Origin of the sequence: Chryseobacterium mulctrae (assembly GCF_006175945.1) — a bacterium.
GTDB classification, from domain to species: domain Bacteria; phylum Bacteroidota; class Bacteroidia; order Flavobacteriales; family Weeksellaceae; genus Chryseobacterium; species Chryseobacterium mulctrae.
The window spans coordinates 3146591-3166027 of the sequence record NZ_VAJL01000001.1 but is presented as its reverse complement, the minus strand read 5'-3'; the positions used below and the strand labels follow the sequence as shown (position 1 = coordinate 3166027).

General features: G+C 33.2%; 19 protein-coding genes. 3 read left to right on the top strand and 16 right to left on the bottom strand.

All coding sequences use genetic code 11. The annotated features are described in order from the left end of the window. Window positions 1-110: 110 nt before the first annotated feature. From FDY99_RS14570 to FDY99_RS14550, 5 genes are all read right to left on the bottom strand, one after another. The gene (locus FDY99_RS14570) at window positions 111-782 is read right to left on the bottom strand and encodes a response regulator transcription factor (protein ID WP_139422473.1); all 672 of its coding nucleotides are present in this window, start codon (window positions 780-782) and stop codon (window positions 111-113) included. After that, the gene (locus FDY99_RS14565) at window positions 775-1566 is read right to left on the bottom strand and encodes a sensor histidine kinase (protein WP_228448802.1); all 792 of its coding nucleotides are present in this window, start codon (window positions 1564-1566) and stop codon (window positions 775-777) included. Before FDY99_RS14565 ends, FDY99_RS14570 begins: the two co-directional genes overlap by 8 nt. Continuing rightward, entirely contained in the window at window positions 1527-2150 is a 624-nt protein-coding gene (locus FDY99_RS14560) for a hypothetical protein (RefSeq protein WP_139422471.1), read from the bottom strand. Before FDY99_RS14560 ends, FDY99_RS14565 begins: the two co-directional genes overlap by 40 nt. A 9-nt stretch (window positions 2151-2159) precedes the next feature. Continuing rightward, window positions 2160-2906, bottom strand: a complete 747-nt coding sequence (locus FDY99_RS14555; protein WP_139422469.1) for a hypothetical protein — start codon at window positions 2904-2906, stop codon at window positions 2160-2162. A gap of 82 nt (window positions 2907-2988) precedes the next feature. Next, window positions 2989-3606: a DUF5715 family protein gene (locus FDY99_RS14550; protein WP_139422467.1), complete on the bottom strand. Its 618-nt coding sequence runs from the start codon at window positions 3604-3606 to the stop codon at window positions 2989-2991. A gap of 237 nt (window positions 3607-3843) precedes the next feature. Between FDY99_RS14550 and aqpZ the strand changes: the two genes are divergently transcribed. Further along, window positions 3844-4560, top strand: coding sequence for an aquaporin Z (aqpZ, locus tag FDY99_RS14545; RefSeq protein WP_074230044.1), 717 nt, complete (start codon window positions 3844-3846; stop codon window positions 4558-4560). A 50-nt stretch (window positions 4561-4610) separates the two neighbouring features. On the opposite strand, the gene FDY99_RS14540 is transcribed toward aqpZ, so the two are convergent. The 8 genes from FDY99_RS14540 to aceB form a co-directional block, all read right to left on the bottom strand. Next, entirely contained in the window at window positions 4611-5156 is a 546-nt protein-coding gene (locus tag FDY99_RS14540) for a hypothetical protein (protein ID WP_102980921.1), read from the bottom strand. Between the two features lie 62 nt (window positions 5157-5218). After that, window positions 5219-6199, bottom strand: a complete 981-nt coding sequence (locus FDY99_RS14535) for a LuxE/PaaK family acyltransferase (protein ID WP_139422465.1) — start codon at window positions 6197-6199, stop codon at window positions 5219-5221. A 193-nt stretch (window positions 6200-6392) separates the two neighbouring features. After that, window positions 6393-7169 (bottom strand): UDP-2,3-diacylglucosamine diphosphatase, encoded by a 777-nt coding sequence (locus tag FDY99_RS14530; protein ID WP_139422463.1) that lies wholly within the window; start codon window positions 7167-7169, stop codon window positions 6393-6395. A gap of 30 nt (window positions 7170-7199) precedes the next feature. Next, window positions 7200-7643 (bottom strand): 6-pyruvoyl trahydropterin synthase family protein, encoded by a 444-nt coding sequence (locus FDY99_RS14525; RefSeq protein WP_139422461.1) that lies wholly within the window; start codon window positions 7641-7643, stop codon window positions 7200-7202. 66 nt (window positions 7644-7709) lie between these two features. After that, a complete protein-coding gene (locus tag FDY99_RS14520; protein ID WP_139422459.1) occupies window positions 7710-8378 on the bottom strand; it encodes a Yip1 family protein in 669 nt (222 codons plus the stop codon). 43 nt (window positions 8379-8421) lie between these two features. After that, window positions 8422-8805: an acyl-CoA thioesterase gene (locus tag FDY99_RS14515; protein ID WP_139422457.1), complete on the bottom strand. Its 384-nt coding sequence runs from the start codon at window positions 8803-8805 to the stop codon at window positions 8422-8424. A gap of 303 nt (window positions 8806-9108) precedes the next feature. Beyond that, window positions 9109-10389: an isocitrate lyase gene (aceA, locus tag FDY99_RS14510; RefSeq protein WP_139422455.1), complete on the bottom strand. Its 1281-nt coding sequence runs from the start codon at window positions 10387-10389 to the stop codon at window positions 9109-9111. A gap of 101 nt (window positions 10390-10490) precedes the next feature. Beyond that, window positions 10491-12065, bottom strand: coding sequence for a malate synthase A (aceB, locus tag FDY99_RS14505; RefSeq protein WP_139422453.1), 1575 nt, complete (start codon window positions 12063-12065; stop codon window positions 10491-10493). A gap of 126 nt (window positions 12066-12191) precedes the next feature. Here aceB and FDY99_RS14500 point away from each other — a divergent pair, with 126 nt between their 5' ends. Both FDY99_RS14500 and FDY99_RS14495 read left to right on the top strand, forming a co-directional pair. Further along, window positions 12192-13664, top strand: coding sequence for a helix-turn-helix domain-containing protein (locus FDY99_RS14500; RefSeq protein ID WP_139422451.1), 1473 nt, complete (start codon window positions 12192-12194; stop codon window positions 13662-13664). Between the two features lie 183 nt (window positions 13665-13847). After that, window positions 13848-14501: a ComF family protein gene (locus tag FDY99_RS14495; protein ID WP_139422449.1), complete on the top strand. Its 654-nt coding sequence runs from the start codon at window positions 13848-13850 to the stop codon at window positions 14499-14501. A 73-nt stretch (window positions 14502-14574) separates the two neighbouring features. Here the strand turns inward: FDY99_RS14495 and upp are convergent, their stop codons facing one another. The 3 genes from upp to katG form a co-directional block, all read right to left on the bottom strand. Continuing rightward, window positions 14575-15228: a uracil phosphoribosyltransferase gene (gene upp / locus FDY99_RS14490; RefSeq protein ID WP_139422447.1), complete on the bottom strand. Its 654-nt coding sequence runs from the start codon at window positions 15226-15228 to the stop codon at window positions 14575-14577. 76 nt (window positions 15229-15304) lie between these two features. Further along, window positions 15305-16615: a ribosome biogenesis GTPase Der gene (gene der, locus FDY99_RS14485; RefSeq protein WP_102980164.1), complete on the bottom strand. Its 1311-nt coding sequence runs from the start codon at window positions 16613-16615 to the stop codon at window positions 15305-15307. Between the two features lie 259 nt (window positions 16616-16874). After that, window positions 16875-19148 (bottom strand): catalase/peroxidase HPI, encoded by a 2274-nt coding sequence (gene katG / locus FDY99_RS14480; protein ID WP_139422445.1) that lies wholly within the window; start codon window positions 19146-19148, stop codon window positions 16875-16877. Window positions 19149-19437: the final 289 nt, after the last annotated feature.

The window sequence follows — 19437 nt, the reverse complement described above, 5'->3', positions numbered from 1 at the left end:
TTTGTAAAGCTTTACTGAAAAAATACAATTCAAAGTAACGAGAATAAAAGAACAAATATTAGCGTAGAAATAACCAAATAAAAAATTCCGTACAAGTACGGAATCTGTTTTTAAGCCGGGGAATAAATATTGTTAACGATAGCGTAAATTACAATTCCTACCGTATTTTTTGCGCCTATTTTTTCGATTGCTCTTTGTCGGTGACTTTCTACAGTTCGTGGACTGATAAAAAGCTTTTCGGCGATTTCGTGATTGGTAAATTCCTGGCAAATCAGCTTCACAACATCTTTTTCTCTTTCGGAAAGGTCATGATCCATACTAAACAATGATTTTTTCTTAGAAGTATTATTCATGTAAGAAAGAAGCATTTCATGGTCTTCATTCGTAAAGAAAATACCATTTTCAAAAACTCTTGATATGGCTTCTATAAACAATTTTTTGTCGGAATTTTTTGGAAGAAACGCAGAAACTCCCAACTTGACCATGTAGCCTAAAACCGATGTTTTGTAATGAGATGAAAGGATAATAATTTTTAAATCAGGATATTTATCTTTTAAAATCTCAACCAATTCGAAACCGTTCATCGGTTGCATCTGAACATCAACTAAGGCAATATCGGGGAAATTTTCTTCGGCACACGTCTCAAGATTTTCTAGAAATAGGTTTCCATTATTTGCCATCATCGTTACCGAAAAGTTTTTTTCTTTTGACAAAAGCATTTTTACTCCTTCGAGAATTAGCTGTTCATCATCAACCAAGGCAATTTTTATTTGGTCACTCATTATTTTTCTGAATTTTAAAGATTAATCTGCTTCCTTTATTTATGATACTTTTCCATTTGAATTTGGCATCCGTCGACTGCATTCTGGATTCTATATTTTTGATTCCCATTCCTTTTTTAACCTTTTCATAATCAAAACCTTGTCCGTTATCAAAGATAACAATTCCTGTAAAATCGTTAAAATCTTTAATGAGAATATCAATTTTATCTGCACTTGAATGCTTAATCACATTCGTTGTAAACTCCTGTATTATTCGATATATCTGAACTTCTACAAACACATCTTTTTTTTGGTATTCTGAAGAAACATGGAGTGAAATATTAATTCTTGCCGATAAATTGGTAATTAATTCTTCGATATATAAAATCAAACCTAATCTTTCGAGGTTTACAGGATAAAGCGAATGTGAAATATTTCTCGTACTATCAATTAATTCTGAAATTTGTCCTGAAATAACTTCTGAAGTAGAATCATCTTCAATATCTAGATTATTCAGCCATAAAGAAAGAATATTTAATCTGTTGCCAATGTCATCATGAACCGAGACCGCAATTCTTTTACGTTCTTCTTCCTGGACTTTGGTGTTTTCTAAAACCAACTGTTTCTGATGCTGGATTTCAGCTAAGTTCTGCGCTTCTTTTTCTTTTAAAATACGGTCTACAAAAGTTTTGTACGCCAACAATATAAAAAATACGATAACTGCAAGTGTTACAATTATCAGAATAAGCAGATTGATATTTAAGGTTACTTCTTTAATTTTAAAAAGGTATATACGATTGAACAATAAAGAAAAGTTGACAGAACATTATTAACACCCATGATTAAATAAACACTTTCTGTAGATAAATTAACAAATTGCGACAGCACTACAAAAATAAGAACAGAAACCGAATAATAAAAGAAGATACTTGCGTCAACCAAAATAAACCGGTCTATATTTTTTCCGTTTTTAATCTGCTGAATAAGAAATGTCGCAACAAGACAGATGATGACCAGATTGGAAATAATTTTTGCCAAATCATAATTAAAACTAATCTTTAAACCATAAATCACAAATAAAAAACCAAGAGAAAGAAGTCCTGAAATAATCAAAAAAAGTTTATTTAGATTCAGTTTCCTTATAAAAAGTCCCGTTAAAAGGTAAAATTCTCCTGCAATAAAGAAATGGTATAAAAACGAAGTATCATCTGACTCTAATATATAAGGCAATGTAAAACTACAAAGCTCAATTAAAAAAAGAAAAACAATATAATAAGTATATTGTTTTTCTTTCTTATTTAGAATGGTAAATTTCCAAAATATCAAGAATATGATGGCTAAAAGCAATCCATAATTGATAAATAAAAATGTTTTGTAAAATTCTACCATTTTTAGCAATTATTCATCAGTTCCAAGATCTGGTATTTTACAGATTGGAGGACAAGGCTTTGCATAATCATAAGTATTTGAGATCGTTTCTACACTTCCTCCATTTCCTAAATTTTTATGAAAAGCAATAAATATTAATGCCGATAATTGTTTTTGATAAATCTCAGAATATTTTAACCCAAATGAACAAACAAAGCTAAGATCTGCATCTGCATGACAAATTTTTTCTGAAGGAACATAGAATTTATTAAAAATAGTTCTTGCTTTATCTTCTTTATATTGAGCATAAAACCAGTCTTGCCCGTTACTTTGCCAAGATTCGATAGAATTTACCGCTTTATCCTGCTCCATGATCGGTTGGCTTGTAATTGGAAAAAACATATCAGAATCATTATCAATCTTACGCATATCTTTTGACAACAACGCATTCTTAACAACAGTATAAGTCTGAACTTCAGTTAATTTCAAATCATTTTCTAAAGCTTCAAAAGTGCAATAAGGAAATTCACCAACGGCTACTTTAGTTCCTTTTTCATCCAATGGGCATAAGATTATAGCCAATTGACCTTTAATAACTCCTATTTCAACACAAAATTCTTTGTTAGAGTTATTTTTCTTAAGCCATTGCACTTGTTCAGGTGATAGATTGAATACATAATTTGGCGGAAAAAGCTCTGCAATTCTTTTAATGTCCTGCTTTGCCATAATCCAACCTTCCAAAGCCATGGAATATTCTTCTCTGTTTAAATTATTCATAAAGATGGTTTTTAATTTCTGTGCATAAAATTATTGAATCTGCCTAAACTACGCAAACATCCCATGAATAAATAATAATTATTTAATAGTTTCTCACCGTCACATGAAAACAGCTCTGTTGTTTTTCTTTAATGTAATAAATGCGCCCTGCATCCGCATAGTATTTTAACACCTTTTCTAATGCAGCTTCCATTTTTGGATTATTCTTTAAAACACCATTAAATCTTACATAAGAAATATCGAATGAATTACCGTAATTATGCGAACTAATCCCTAAACTTGCGTTAGAATTTACTCTTCTCAACCTGCATTGATCTTCAAGTGTTCTGGTAATTGATGAAACTGTAAAAGTATGACCTTTTGTTTCTTTACTGAATCTTGAGCCGATTTTTTCTAAAGTCGCCTTTCCTTTAGAAACCATCCAGGCTCTGCTGTAATCTAATTTCTGAACCTTAAAACCTTTTCCTGATTTTTTGATGGAATGAAATTTCCCGCTATTGATATATTTCTGAACGGTTGCTGTGGTTTTCAGAAGTTTCACATTAAAGCTTTTTGAAGCATCTAAATGGGGTTTATAAAGCGGAGTCGGCTCAACTTTTAAAACTTCCGTAAGATCATAACAAGGCAGCGTTTTTTTGGATTGCTGACTAGAAAAAGTGTGATGGAAAAATAAAGGGATTATAAAAAGATACTTCCTCATTAAATATCATTTAAAATGTAAAACGAATAAATATTGGTTTTCTTACATTCAAAGATATTAATTTCAAGGAATGACATAATATTTTACATTTAAAAATATTAACTTAAAAAAAGTTAATTAATATGATTATCATTAAAAATAAAACCATAATTACAATAAAATAAATATTTAAAATAAAAAATCATTGAATTATTAATTTTTGTAAATTAGCTTACTAATTAAAAAATACAATAGGAGATGATTTCAAAAACCTCAAAATTTGTTGCTGAAATGTTCGGCACCATGGTCTTAGTTTTAATGGGTTGCGGAAGCGCTGTAATTGCAGGAGCAGACGGAACCACAGGAGTAGGACTTCTAGGAATTTCTTTCGCATTTGGCCTTAGTGTTGTTGCCATGGCTTATGCAATTGGTCATATTTCGGGATGCCACATTAATCCTGCAATTTCAATTGCGATGGTTGCAGCAGGAAGAATGAAAATGGGCGAAGCAATTAGCTACGTTATTGCTCAGATTATCGGAGCCATCATTGGAGCCGGAATTCTTTACCTGATTTTTACCAACCATCCCGGTGCAGAAATGAAACCGTGGGCTTTAGGATCTAATGGTTGGGGAACCGGATATCTTGATCAGTATAATACAATTGCAGCTTTTGTTGCGGAATTCGTTTTCACTTTTATCTTTTTGATGGTGATTTTAGGATCAACTTCTACAAAAAACATCAATGGTGGATTTGCAGGTTTAGCAATTGGTTTTTCTTTGGTTCTAATTCATATTGTTGGAATTAAAATAACCGGAGTTTCTGTAAATCCGGCAAGAAGTATTGGTCCCGCAATTTTCGCAGGTGGAGAAGCGCTTTCTCAATTATGGTTATTTATTTTAGCTCCCGTTTTAGGTGGGGTTTTCGCAGCATTCACTTACAATTTACTGATTGAAAAGCCTGAAGCGGCAAAATAGTAAAAACACATTTTCATATAAATAAATCCTGTCTTTTCAGACAGGATTTTCTATTTTATTTTCTTAATTTCAAAAGGATTTTTAAAGATGAGTTCTTCATGCTTTCCTTTCACCTCCATTTTTTTTGATAATAAATTGAGCGCCATTTTTCTTATAAAAAGGTCTTTATCAGTGAGATTCCAATAAGAATCTTCGTGAACTTTTGCTGGTTTTCGGATTAAATAAAATTCAGTTTCCCAAGAATCTACATTATGATAAAACTCAATAATTCCACAATGTTCAGGAATAACAGAATGTTCAATCATTCCCATTGGCAAAAGAAAACTGAAAGAATTGCAGATGTAATCTCCACAGCAAATCTTATCGTGTTTTAAGAATTTCTCACCTGTTGCAGTATTGACGTAAGATTTTTTAAAGTCATTTTTAAAATCGCTTTTAGACAATTTAATTTCTATTTCATGGCTAAAACCTTCTGCATTTATAATTAAAATATCAGCTTCCCAATCTGCCTGAAAATGGTTGGTCAACACAATTTCTTTCTCAAAATCACATTGAGAATGAATGTATGCATGAACAAGCTCTTCTATTTTTAACATTATTTTTAAGAAACAATTATTAAACTCTAAAATTCTACCACTCTAAAACCCTCAAACACAAATTAACTCACCAGCAAGCTGCAACCGCGAATATCGGAATGGTCAATCCTTCCCAAAACCTGAAATTTATCGCCAACAACTTTTCCTAGATCCTGAGTAGCAATAAATGAGCAAGAATGAATATTTGCTAAATCAATAATATTAATAGCACCGGTTTTTCCTTCCTTTTCATAACTGAAAGGGTCTTCTACATTCCTCATCAAAACCCGCATCCAGTTTGGACACTGATATTCATTTTGTCCCAAAGAATAAGCTTGCGAAAGAAGCTCGGTCATAGAATATTCCGAATAAATTTTCTCAGTTTTAAAACCTTCCTGTAAAATCTTCAGCAATTCATCTTTGGTCATTTCCTCTTTTCGTCCCTTCATTCCACCTGTTTCAATTACAGTCAGGGTGTTGGAAAGTTGGAGGATTTGAGAGTTTGAATTGCAGAAATCAAGGAAATCTAAAAGTGCAAATGAAACTCCAAAGAGAATAACTTTTTTATCTTTTAGCTCATTTAAAAGCTTAAATAAATCTTCATGGTTGTAAAGAAAATATCCGTTTTCAGGTTTGTCGGATTTTTTCATTAGATAATCGACCATGTAAATTAAAGAAGAATTTTGTTTTTCAAGATAACTTGGCAACAATCCAAGAAAAATAAAATCTTCCGGTTTTCCGATAAACTGTTCAAAACTTTTGTAAATACTTTCCTGATAAATATTTTCATCAGCAATGAAATGCTTAGACAAATTCATCTGAGTTGTTCCAGAACTCTGAAAATATAATTCTGTAGATACATTTTTGTCTAAAATCTGATGATTTTTAAACATCTCAATTGGCAAAAAAGGAATTCTGTCTAAACTTTCAATTTCTTCTGGATTGATTTTCAAATAGTCAACAAACTTTTTATAGACTTCTACATTGTCATATTGATAACGAAATGTTTTAAGCGAGGCAGTCAAAAAGTCATGTTCTGTCTTTATGTCGAATATATTTTCCAATGATATAAATATTTTAAAACCTGATAATGATTCAAAACAAATCATTTATTATACCAAGCATAGCTTTTAATTATTTTTTAATATTAAAATTAAAAATTTGGTTGGATTCTTGCAGTTGTAATTTCGGAATATGGATTAGTAATAAAGGTCATAAACCTTTATTCAATAATTACCTCTTTGCGAGGTAATTTTTTTATTCTTGTTTTTCAAACGTTTTTAATTGAAAATCTTGTTCGAAAACCCCATATGTGAAATAAGAAATCCAGTCTCCTAAATTGATGTATTTTGATTTTTTTCCTAAATCTAAAACCATCGGCAAATGTCGGTGACCGTAAATAAAGTAATCAATATTCTCTGTTTCAAGCTTCTTTTTAGAATAAATAATCAAAAACTCTTTATCTTCTCCTAAAAAAGCTTTGTCTTCATCTCCAGAAATCATTTTATTTTTCTGCGACATATACAAAGCAATCTTCATCGCAATGTCGGGATGCAACCATTTGAAAAACCATTGTGCAATAGGATTTGTAAAGACTTTTTTCATTCTTTTATAGCCTTTGTCTCCCGGTCCTAATCCGTCCCCATGAGCCAAAAGAAACTGTTTTCCTGCAATTTCAAAATATTGTTTTTTATAAAAAACGGTACAGCCAATTTCTTCTTCAAGATAATCTTTCATCCACAAATCGTGGTTTCCTACAAAAAAATAAACCTGAACACCGTGATCTTTTAATTCGGCAATTTTTCCTAAAACACGCACATAACCTTTTGGAATTACATGATTCCATTCGTGCCAAAAATCAAATAAGTCACCCATCAAAAATAAAACCTGAGCATCTTCTTTGATCTCATTCATCCATCGGATAAATTTTTCTTCACGCACTTTACTCTCCTTAGGATTAGGAGCTCCAAAATGCTGATCCGAAGCAAAATATACTTTTTTTCCCGGCTCTAAATTGATGGTTGTTTTAATCACCTTTTATATTTTAAATTCAGTAAAAAAATATTAATTATCCTCTGCAAACCATTCTCCGTAAGAGTTTTCGGTTTCGTGAAGTTTAAGATAAGCTAAAGAAATTCCTTCCGGAAGTTTTGATTTTACTTTTGCAGCAATGGCGTACAACATATTTTCGCAAGTCGGCTGAAAAGTACAGTAGATCACTTTATGACCCTGACTTTCTAAACCTTCTCCCAATTCTCTGTGCGGAGAAACTCCGTTAATCAAAACAGCATGATCCCAAACATCAACAATTTCAGATTTTACAATATCTTTAATATCGCCAAAATCTACCACCATTCCGTTTTTAGGATTTTCAAGATCATTTACAGGTTTTCCTTTTACAGTAACGAAAAGTTTATAGGAATGCCCGTGCATATTTTTACATTTCCCGTCATAATTATACAAAACATGAGCAGTTTCGAATGTAAAAATTTTTGTAATACGTATCATAGTGCAAAGATAAGGAAATTCGATATGTAAAAGAATCACCTTACCCTGACTTTAATTTTAATCTAATTAAAATATCGTCGCTATAAATACAATCAGTACAATTGGCACAACAATGAAGGCAATTGGTAAAAGAAGATTGGCAATGGCTTTTCCTATCGAAAATTTTTGCACTTCTGAAAGTCCAATCACCATAAAAACCAAAGTTGCAAGTGATAATAGATTTTCTATAATGAATGAAATCCAGAAAACAACGTTTATGAACATACCTTTTTCCAAATATCCTGCAAAATCTGTAAAACAATCAACGCCATAAACAGCAATCTGCAAAAACAGAAAAAACAGACCTAAAATTGAAGGAATCATTGCATAAGCCATCATTCTAAAAATGGAAGATGTATTTCCAACGCCATTCAGCCATTTTCCCGACCAACTTAAAAGTGCTGCATAAATATAATAGGAAATCCACCCCAAAGCTCCACCAAGAATAACGCATCCGAAAACAATTAAAAACAGTGATGAATGATCACCCATATTTTTAGAACTAGAGCGCTGAAAAGCACTCGCTACCCCCGCAAGAAACATAAAAAAGTACAAATATTTCTCGTATCGGGTATCGTTTATAAATTTGAAAACTCTTCGAGGTTCCGTCCAGATCTTTGTAAAAACATCCTGATCAGAAAGTGCATCATATTTTTCAAACTCCTCAAATTGATCTTCTGTATATTTTGTTTCCATGTAGTTTTTATAGGATCACGAAAATAAACATATTTATTAAAAATCAAAGTAAACTTAGCCAATTCTCATCCAATCTTTTAATTTTCTGAGTTTCTTTATCAATAAAAACCCAAAGCGTAAGAGAATCTACAACCAAAACATCATTACAATAGAATTCTACTTTTCTCGGCTGTCGAATTCCTTCCGGTGATTTTGGATAAGTTCTTATCGTAACTACATCATCTAAATAAACCTGCTTTTTGTATTGAATATGATGATCGAGAAGCATCCAGATATCATCTGGAAAACCTAATTGATTTTTTACAGAATTCCAATGTTCGCCCGCAATTTCTTCCACCCATTTTACATATTGTACATTATTGACGTGATTATTTGCATCAATATGTTGTTCTGTAATTTTTATTTGCTTTTCAAAAATCAAACTCATCTTCTTCAAATATTTATTCAAAAATAAGATATCAAACAGAACCTTCTCAATTTTTGGGAAGGTTCTTAACAATTAAATTTAGTTAAAATGATCTTTTTAATATTTTTTTCTGTTAGAAAAACGCAAAGGCGCAAGGAAACTTACAAATTACATGTTTTAAGACGCAAGGATTTTATCTTCGATAAAATTTACAACTTTTAATATTTAAAATCTTTGATTTTCTTGCGTCTTAAAAAACATTATAAATTTCATTAAGCTTTGCGTCTTTGCGTTTTTCCAACAAATTATTTTTAATGAATTCTTTTAATGAAACTGTGCAGTCTCAGTAGAATCTTTCATCGCAACAGTCGCCGAAGAACCTCCTGTAACAATATTCTGAACCTCATCAAAATATCCTGTCCCCACAAAAGTCTGGTGTTTTACCGCTCTGAAACCTTTTTGCTGCAAGGCAAATTCTCTTTCCTGTAGTTCAGAATAACCCGCCATTCCTTTTTCTTTATAAGCTAAAGCCAATTCAAACATCGCCGTATTCAATGCATGGAAACCAGCCAATGTAATAAACTGGAATTTGTAACCTAATTTCGCCAATTCTTCCCTGAAGTTCAACATTTCTTCAACACTCAGTCTTGCTGCCCAGTTGAAAGAAGGCGAACAATTATAAGCCAACATTTTTCCCGGATATTTAGCATGAATTCCTTCTGCAAATTTTCTCGCCTGTTCCAAATCAGGATTTGAAGTTTCCATCCAAATCAAATCTGCGTAAGGAGCATAAGATAAACCTCTGTCAATTCCCTGTTCCACTCCATTTTTCACCACATAAAAACCTTCGGAGGTTCTTTCACCAGTTACAAATTTTTTATCTCTGTCATCAATATCTGAAGTCAACAAATCTGCTGCATCCGCATCCGTTCTTGCAATAATTAAACTTGGAACGCCCAAAACATCCGCCGCCAAACGAGCCGAAATTAATTTATTAATCGCTTCCTGAGTCGGAACCAAAACTTTTCCGCCCAAATGACCACATTTTTTCGCAGAAGATAACTGATCTTCAAAATGTACCGCTGCAGCTCCCGCTTCAATCATTTGCTTCATCAATTCATACGCATTCAGATTTCCACCAAAACCAGCTTCTGCATCAGCAATAATAGGAACTAAATATTCTTTTTCTCCACCTCCGTTTACCGATTGAATCTGATCTGCCCTCAACAAAGCATTATTTATTTTTTTTACCACAGAAGGTACTGAGTTCGCAGGATACAACGATTGATCAGGATACATTTCACCAGATAAATTAGCATCTGCAGCAACCTGCCATCCTGAAAGATAAATCGCTTCCAATCCTGCGTCAACTTCCTGTACCGCTTGATTTCCCGTCAAAGCTCCTAAACCCGCAACAAAATCCTGAGAATTCAGTTTATCCCAAAATTTCTTTGACATTTCTGTTGCAATCGTATAATCTAATTTATAAGAACCTCGAAGTTTTAATACCTCTTCTGCTGTATAAGGTCTTTTCACACCATTCCAACGTGGGTTTTCTAACCAGTCTTTTTCTATTTCCTGAATTTGATCTTGTCTTGTTTTCATAATATTTTTTGTTTAGTTAATTGTTGATGTTAGTTGCTAGTTGTTGGTTTTTAGTTGACAGTTTATAACTCTCAGACACTAAAACCCTCAAACTCTCCCACTCAAATAAATGGATAAGCTTTTAAGGTTAAAAATTCTTCGAAGTTTTCGCAGAAAATCAATTCGTTGAAAAGTTCTTTTGCCAGATTGAACTTTCCGTTTTTGAAACGTTCTTCACCTACATATTTTTCGATGCGTTCCAATTCTTCAAACTCCCACTGCAAAATCATTTCTCTCGTCAATGTTCGATCATCATTTAATATCGCTTCATTTTTTAGCCATTGCCAGATTTGGGTTCTTGAAATTTCAGCTGTGGCAGCATCTTCCATCAGGTTGTAAATAGCTGCGGCACCAACTCCCATTAACCATGATTCGATATACAAAATTCCAACGTTAATGTTTTTTCTTACGCCTTTTTCAGTGATTTCACCTTTCGGAATTTCCAGCAAATCATTTTCTGTAATTTTATAATCAAACTTTTTATCTATTTGATTTTTCTCAGGCATAAATTGATCGAAGATATCTTTCGCCACAGAAACCAGAGCAGGATGTGCCACCCAAGTTCCGTCGTGACCATTTTTAACTTCCCTTTCTTTATCATTTCTCACTTTTCCGAAAGCCTGACTATTTGCTTCATAATCATTTTTAATAGGAATTTGTGCCGCCATTCCGCCGATTGCATGAACATTTCTTTTGTGGCATATTTCAATCACTCTTTTAGAATAAGCGCTCATGAAAGATGAAGTCATTGTCACCTGATCTCGATCTGGAACGATAAATTCAGGAAGATTTCTGAATTTTTTAATGAATGAAAAAATATAATCCCATCGTCCGCAATTTAAACCGGAGCTGTGTTCTTTTAATTCAAATAAAATTTCGTCGATTTGAAAGGAAGCTGTAATTGTTTCGACCAAAACTGTTGCTTTAATAGAACCTTGCGGAATCCCAATATAATTTTGAGCAAAAACAAAAACATCATTCCACCAACGAGCTTCTTTGTAATGCTCTAATTTTGGAAGATAAAAATAAGTTCCACTTCCATTTTCCTGCAATCTTTTTATATTTCTGAAAAAGTAAATTCCAAAATCGATTAGCGAAGCAGAAGTTGGCTCACCATTAATTTCAACATGCTTTTCATTTAAATGCAAACCTCTCGGACGAACCAACAAAACAGCCGTTTTTTCATTCAACTGATAAGATTTCCCCTGCTCATTCGTAAAATCAATTTTTCGATTGATGGCATCAGAAAGATTAATTTGTCCTTCCATACAGTTTTTCCAAGTTGGCGAATTGCTGTCTTCAAAATCTGCCATAAACGTTGAAGCACCAGAATTCAAAGCATTGATAATCATTTTCCGATCGACTGGTCCTGTAATTTCTACTTGTCTGTCGAGCAAATCTTCAGGAAGTGGAGCGCAGATCCAATTTCCATTTCTGATTTCTTCTGTTTCAGATAAAAATTTCGGAAGAATTCCTTTATCAAATTCCTGCTGAGTTTTTTTTCTTTCTTCTAAAAGTTCTAATCTTTTAGCATTAAAATTTTGATGAAGTTCAACCAAAAAATCGATCAAATCATTGGAGAATACTTCTTCAAACTGCGGTTGAGTATTTATATTTAATTGTGTTTTAGTTTCCATAACATCTTGATTTTGTGATTCGACATTACAAACCTAAATAAAAATTTTCACATACAGCGAACGTTCGCTAAATTTATTTTAAAAATTATTATGCGAAAAATCGCTTCTAAATATTATATTTGAACTATGAATTCTGACAGCGACTTTATCAAAACGGTTTTCGGACTTAAACTAAAACAGCAGAGGCAAAAGAAAAATTGGTCTTTGCAGGATCTTGCCTTAAAGACAGGATTATCAAAATCTTACCTTAATGAAATTGAAAACGGTAAAAAATATCCGAAACATGATAAAATTATTCAGCTTTCAGAATCTTTAAACTGTACTTTTGATGATTTGGTTTCAACAAAGCTTGATAAAAGTTTAGCCCCTTTCAACGAAATTTTACAATCTGATTTTTTTAAAGAAATTCCTTTGGATCTTTTCGGAATCAATAAAAATAACCTCATCAGTATTATCAGCGATGCACCAAAAAAAGTGACCGCTTTTATTAATGCTTTGATAGAAATTTCACAGAACTACAATTTAGGAAAAGAGCGGTTTTACTTTGCCGTTTTGCGTTCGTTTCAGGAATTAAACGATAATTATTTCCCAGAAATTGAAGATAAAGTCTTGCAGTTTGCGCAGGAAAATCAATTGAAGATCAATACAAATTTACAAACCGATATTTTAGAAAAAATATTGACTGAAAGATTCAATTACACGATTCAATCAGAAGATTTTGAACAATATGGAACGTTGGATAATCTTCGTTCGTTATTTATGCCTGAGAAAAAATTATTGCTTTTAAATAAAAAATTAGAGCAAGACCAAAAGACTTTTATTTTTGCGAAAGAAATAGGCTTCAATGTTCTGGAATTGAAGAATCGTCCGAACACCTATTCATGGCTTGATTTTGGAAGTTTTGAAGAAATCTTGAATAACTTTTATGCTTCTTATTTCGCAGGGGCTTTATTAATTTCAAAAGAAAAAACAATTGAAGAAACTTCTGAATTTTTCTTACAAAACGATTGGAAACCCACAAATTTTGAAGACTTAATTAAAAAATTCACTCATTCACCTGAAACGTTTTATTATCGTTTGACCAATATTCTATCTTCAGAATTAGGAATTAAGGATTTGTTTTATTTATGTCTGGTAAAAAAGAAAAACTCAGATAAAATTCAGATCTTAAAGGAATTGCATCTTAATCATCAACAAGCTCCACATGCCAACGCAACCAACGAACATTACTGCAGAAGATGGATCGCGATCAAAAACCTGCATGAATTAACTGAAAATGAAACATTGACGGATGCCCAAATTTCGCATTATAAAGATCAAGGTGTAAGTTATTTGGTGATCTCCACCTCGCAGAAAAATCCATTTTCGGATGGAAGCAACAGAAGTTATTGTTTGGGAATTTTATTGAATTCACAGACCATTAAAAAAATTAATTTTATTAAATCTGAAACTTTAAAAACCATTAATGTTGGTGTGACTTGCGAATCGTGCAGCATTGCCGATTGCGAAGTTAGACAGTCGCCACCAATTCGATTGGAAAAGGAATATTTTAATTCGGGTATGAAGAATGCGATTGAGAAGATTCGGAAGGATTTTTAGGTTTGGAGTTGGAAGCTAGATGATGGAAGTTTAACGCATTGAAAATATTTCTAACTCAGAGATTTTAATTTCAAAAGCGTTTCAATTAATTAATAGAAAATTAAAACGCAATTTTTAAAACTTCCAGCGTCAAGCATTCATCTTCCAGCTAAATTCACTATCTTAGTTCTACAAAACACACAAATGATTTTAGATATTTTCTTTCCGAATCGTTGCATTCACTGCAACCGGATTATTGACGGCGACTTGCTTGTCTGCAATGTTTGTTTTGAGCAAATTCACTTTACGCATTTCAACTTTTTTGAGGATAATTATATTTTGGAGAAATGTAAACTTCTTTTTCCCATTGAAAATGCTTTTGCATTAATGCAGTTTGAAAAGGAAAATTTAAGCCGAAAAATCATCCACGAATTAAAATATAAAAGTCGAGAAAAAGCCGGAAAGATTTTAGCAGAATGGACGACAGAGCGTTTAGATTTCAAAAATGAAAAACCTGATGCATTTGTTTCTGTTCCATTGCATCCGAAAAAATTAAAAGAGAGAGGTTATAATCAACTGCATTTGTTTACAGAAACATTATCTAAGTTTTATGAGATTCCTTTTAGTCATGATTTAATTAAAAGAAACCATTATTCAAAAGCACAGGCTTTGAAAGACAGACAACATCGTCTTGAAACTCAAAATACCTTTTCCATCACAGAAAACATTTCAGGAAAACATATTTTATTGATTGATGATGTTTTTACCACCGGAAATACGATTGCTTCAATTGCCTGGGAAATTTTGAAATCCGGAGACAACAAAGTGAGTATTTTGGTAATGGCAATGGATGAATAACATTTATAATATAAATGCAAAATTGGTCATATTAAAAAATACGACCAATTAATTTATCATTAAAATTTTAAACTTATCTCTGCAATTTTTCTCCGTAGCTTAAATCTCCGGCATCACCTAAACCTGGTGTAATATATCCTTTTGAAGTTAAATTTTCATCAATTGCTCCAACCCAAATTTTCGCATTCGGGTAAGCTTTTTCAATGGTTTCAACACCTTGCTTTGAAGCAATTGCTGCTACAATATGAAGCTGAGTTGGTGTTCCGTTGGTTAGCAAATCTTTAATCGCTTCAATTAAAGAAGCTCCGGTTGCCAACATAGGATCTGCAACAATTAAAGGTCTTCCGTCAATATTCGGACAGGTAAGATAATCCTGTTTGATTGAAAAATAATCGTTGGCATCGTGTTTTCTGTACGCTGCTACAAAACCGCAATCTGCTCTATCCAAATAATTTAAAATCCCTTCAAACAAAGGAACTCCCGCTCTTAAAATTGTGGTAATTACAGGTTGAACAGCAATTTCCTTTATTTTAATCGTATCTAAAGGAGTCTGAATTTCAACTTCTTTCTGTTCTAAACTTTTACTGATTTCAAATGCTGCAATCTCCCCGATTCTTTCCATATTTCTACGGAATCTCATTCGGTCGTGCTGAATTTCTACGTTTCTAAGTTCATTAATCCAAGTATTAACCAAAGAAAACTGTTCTGATAATACGACTGTATTCATTATTTTGAGAAGCTTTAATATAAAATTTAATTAAGAATAAAATCCCTCTTAGAAAATCTAAAAGGGATTGGTAAAATTATTTTTGTCTGAAATACACTTCGATAGGAACTCCGGTAAACCCGAATTCTTTTCTCAATTGGTTTTCAGTAAATCTCTTGTATGGTTCTTTTACATATTGTGGTAAGTTACAGAAGAATACAAACTGCGGTGACGGCGTTGGAAGCTGTACGCAATATTTGATTTTAATGTATTTCCCTTTGTTTGCAGGTGGTGGAGTTGCTTCAAAAATCGGAAGCATTATTTCGTTCAATTTAGACGTCTTAATTTTCTTCTTACGGTCTTCATAAACAATCATTGCCATTTCCACAGCTTTCAAAATTCTCTGCTTCGTTAAAGCCGAAACAAACAAAATTGGAATATCACTGAACTGACCGATTTTATCTCTGATTGATTTTTCGAAATCTCTGATTGTATTTGTTTGCTTGTCTTCAATCAAATCCCATTTGTTGACAACGATTACGATCCCTTTTCTGTTTTTCTGAGCAAGACCAAAGATATTCATATCCTGAGATTCCCATCCTAAAGTAGCATCAACCATGATGATCACCACATCAGAATATTCAATAGAACGAATAGATCTCATTACAGAGTAAAATTCTAAATCTTCATTTACTTTAGATTTACGGCGCATTCCGGCTGTGTCTACCAACACAAACTCGTGTCCGAATTTATTATACAACGTCTGAATACTGTCTCTTGTAGTTCCTGCAACATCTGTTACAATATTTCTTTCAGCATCAAGCAATGCATTCGTCATTGTAGATTTCCCTACGTTTGGACGACCTGCAATGGTGATTTTTGGCAATCCTTCAAAAGGATCTTTATAATCTGTAGTTGGGAAATCTCTTACAATATCATCCAAAATTTCACCTGTTCCAGAACCTGTTGCAGAAGAAATAGTATAATATTTTTCGATTCCTAACTGGTAAAATTCCGTAGCATCAACCTCTTCTTTCGCTGAATCTACTTTATTGATTACGATATAAGTAGGTTTATTTGATCTTCTCAGCATTTCGTGGATCTCGTGATCCGTATCGGTAAGACCTTCTTCTACATTCAACATAAAAATAATTGATGTAGCTTCGTCAATCGCCAATTGCACCTGCTTAGAAATTTCTCCCTGGAAAACATCATCGTTATTAACGTCATAACCTCCAGTATCAATTACAGTAAAATCTACACCATTCCAGTCAGATTTTCCGTAATGACGGTCTCTGGTTACACCAGCAGTAGAGTCTACAATAGCCTCTCTTCTTTCTAATAAACGATTAAATAACGTGGATTTTCCTACGTTGGGACGCCCAACAATAGCAACAATATTTGACATAAAAAATGTTTAATAATCCTTCGACAAAGCGATAGGACAAGATTATCAATGAGTTACTCCAACTTTTGGAGCTCAATTTTTTGCAAAGATAAGCTTTTATTATTTAAGCAATAAAAATCTCTCTGATTGTGAATTTGATATTTTTAAATAGTTGTTTTTTACCATTCTAATTTTGAATGAACTTATACTTAATCACAGTAATAACTAAAGCAAAAAAAGACAGTCAAACGACTGCCTTCATAAAAATATGATTTATAAGCTATTTTAAATCAAATCGGTCTAAGTTCATTACTTTCGTCCAAGCTGCCACAAAATCTTTTACAAATTTCTCCTGAGCATCCGAACTTGCATACACTTCAGCTAATGCTCTCAATTCAGAATTTGAACCGAAGACTAAATCTGCACGACTTGCTGTCCATTTTGGCTGTCCGCTTGATCGGTCAGTTCCCATATACAATTCGTTATCTTCTGAAATAGCTTTCCATTGCGTTCTCATATCCAAAAGATTTACAAAGAAATCATTTGTTAGAATTCCGGGACGCTGAGTAAATATTCCGTTTTTAGAACCATCGAAATTGGTATCTAAAGCACGCATTCCACCAATCAAGACCGTTAATTCCGGCGCAGTAAGCGTCAACAATTGTGCTTTATCAATTAATAAAGATTCTGTAGAAACAGAGAATTTTTTCTTTAAATAATTTCTAAAACCATCTGCTGCAGGCTCTAAATACCCCATTGACTCTACATCTGTCTGCTCTTGGGAAGCATCCATTCGACCCGGAGAAAAAGGAACAGAAATATTTTGTCCGGCATCTCTTGCTGCTTTTTCAACCGCTGTACTTCCTGCCAAAACAATTAAATCTGCTAATGAGACTCTTTTATTTCCAGATTGAGAATTATTAAAATCATTCTGAATATTTTCCAAAACAGATAAAACTTTCTGCAACTGAACAGGATTGTTTACTGCCCAATCTTTTTGCGGAGCCAAACGAATTCTTGCTCCGTTTGCTCCTCCTCGTTTGTCACTCCCTCTGAAAGTTGAAGCTGAAGCCCAAGCTGTAGAAACCAATTCAGAAATACTTAATCCAGAATTTAAAATTTTTGATCTTAAAGATTCAATATCAGAATTATCTACCAATTCATGATTCACTTCAGGAATCGGATCTTGCCAGATTAATTCCTCAGCAGGAACTTCAGAACCTAAATAACGAACTTTCGGTCCCATATCTCTATGTGTTAGTTTAAACCAGGCACGAGAAAAGGCATCTGCAAAAGCATCAGGATTTTCAAAAAAGTTTCTTGATATTTTTTCATAAACAGGATCAAATCTTAACGAAAGATCCGTTGTAAGCATAGTTGGTCTGTGTTTTTTATTCGGATCAAAGGCATCAGGAATAATGTTAGCTCCGTTTTTCGCCACCCATTGATGAGCTCCTGCAGGACTTTTAGTGAGTTCCCATTCGTTTTCAAATAAATTTTTAAAGAAAAGATTACTCCATTCCGTTGGTTTTTCAGTCCAAGTTACTTCTAATCCACTTGAAATTGCATCAGGACCTTTTCCAGATTTATAAGAACTGTTCCATCCAAATCCTTGCGCTTCAATTCCGGCTGCTTCAGGCTCTTTGCCTACATGATCTGCAGGACCTGCACCGTGAGTTTTACCAAATGTATGTCCACCTGCGATTAACGCAACTGTTTCTTCATCATTCATTGCCATTCTTCCGAAAGTATCACGAATATCTTTTGCGGCTAAAATCGGGTCAGGATTTCCGTCCGGCCCTTCAGGATTTACATAGATAAGTCCCATTTGCACTGCCGCCAAAGGCTTTTCAAGATTTCTTGAATGATTAACTTCAGAATCATCTTCTGCTGGAAGAACACCGTGACCTTCAACACCCGGAGAACCGTGTGCATAACGAAGATCTCCTCCTAACCAAGTTTTTTCCGTTCCCCAATATACATCCTGATCCGGTTCCCAAACATCTTCACGACCTCCTGCAAAGCCAAAAGTTTTGAAACCCATTGATTCAAGAGCAACATTTCCCGTAAGAATTAAAAGGTCTGCCCATGATATTTTTTTGCCATATTTTTGTTTGATTGGCCAAAGTAACCTTCTTGCTTTATCTAAACTTACATTATCCGGCCAGCTGTTTAGCGGCGCAAAACGCTGTTGTCCCGCTCCTGCTCCACCTCTTCCGTCACCTACACGATACGTTCCTGCGCTGTGCCAAGCCATACGAATGAACAAAGGTCCGTAATGTCCAAAATCTGCAGGCCACCAATCTTGCGAATCGTTCATTAATGCATGAAGATCTTTTTTTACACTTTCTAGATCGAGACTTTGAAAAGCTTCAGCATAATCAAAATCTTTTTCCATAGGATTTGATAAAGATGAATGCTGTCTTAGAATATCAACCCTTAATTGATCTGGCCACCAATCTTTATTGTTGGTTCCGCCTCCTGCAACGTTTTCTTTTTTCATAGTTCCGTTATGAAACGGGCATTTACTAATGTCGTTTAAATCATTTTCCATTTTAGTTTAATTTTTTATGTTGGTTTAACGTTTTAATAATTTTATTTGCTTTACAACTATGCAAACTTACAACGCTTAATCAATAAACACAATCTATCAATAAAATTTTTACAATAGTAAAAAACTATAACAATAACTTGACTATCGATTCCAATTTGCAAAGTCTAGAAAATACATAACAATGCAATTAAGTTAATAAAATTTGGCATTACTTTAGATAAAAACCAAGAATAAGTACCCGTATTTAGAATTATTCAATTTAAAACCTCTGTTTCAAAATTGATCATAT

Bases quoted from the DNA above. Each gene is read 5' to 3' on its own strand.
- upp (WP_139422447.1), bottom strand. From the start codon at position 15,228: ATGAATACAGTCGTATTATCAGAACAGTTTTCTTTGGTTAATACTTGG.
- der (WP_102980164.1), bottom strand. From the start codon at position 16,615: ATGTCAAATATTGTTGCTATTGTTGGGCGTCCCAACGTAGGAAAATCC.
- FDY99_RS14515 (WP_139422457.1), bottom strand. From the start codon at position 8,805: ATGAGTTTGATTTTTGAAAAGCAAATAAAAATTACAGAACAACATATT.
- aceB (WP_139422453.1), bottom strand. From the start codon at position 12,065: ATGGAAACTAAAACACAATTAAATATAAATACTCAACCGCAGTTTGAA.
- FDY99_RS14525 (WP_139422461.1), bottom strand. From the start codon at position 7,643: ATGATACGTATTACAAAAATTTTTACATTCGAAACTGCTCATGTTTTG.
- FDY99_RS14570 (WP_139422473.1), bottom strand. From the start codon at position 782: ATGAGTGACCAAATAAAAATTGCCTTGGTTGATGATGAACAGCTAATT.
- aceA (WP_139422455.1), bottom strand. From the start codon at position 10,389: ATGAAAACAAGACAAGATCAAATTCAGGAAATAGAAAAAGACTGGTTA.
- FDY99_RS14520 (WP_139422459.1), bottom strand. From the start codon at position 8,378: ATGGAAACAAAATATACAGAAGATCAATTTGAGGAGTTTGAAAAATAT.
- FDY99_RS14560 (WP_139422471.1), bottom strand. From the start codon at position 2,150: ATGGTAGAATTTTACAAAACATTTTTATTTATCAATTATGGATTGCTT.
- FDY99_RS14550 (WP_139422467.1), bottom strand. From the start codon at position 3,606: ATGAGGAAGTATCTTTTTATAATCCCTTTATTTTTCCATCACACTTTT.
- katG (WP_139422445.1), bottom strand. From the start codon at position 19,148: ATGGAAAATGATTTAAACGACATTAGTAAATGCCCGTTTCATAACGGA.
- aqpZ (WP_074230044.1), top strand. From the start codon at position 3,844: ATGATTTCAAAAACCTCAAAATTTGTTGCTGAAATGTTCGGCACCATG.
- FDY99_RS14495 (WP_139422449.1), top strand. From the start codon at position 13,848: ATGATTTTAGATATTTTCTTTCCGAATCGTTGCATTCACTGCAACCGG.
- FDY99_RS14540 (WP_102980921.1), bottom strand. From the start codon at position 5,156: ATGTTAAAAATAGAAGAGCTTGTTCATGCATACATTCATTCTCAATGT.
- FDY99_RS14555 (WP_139422469.1), bottom strand. From the start codon at position 2,906: ATGAATAATTTAAACAGAGAAGAATATTCCATGGCTTTGGAAGGTTGG.
- FDY99_RS14500 (WP_139422451.1), top strand. From the start codon at position 12,192: ATGAATTCTGACAGCGACTTTATCAAAACGGTTTTCGGACTTAAACTA.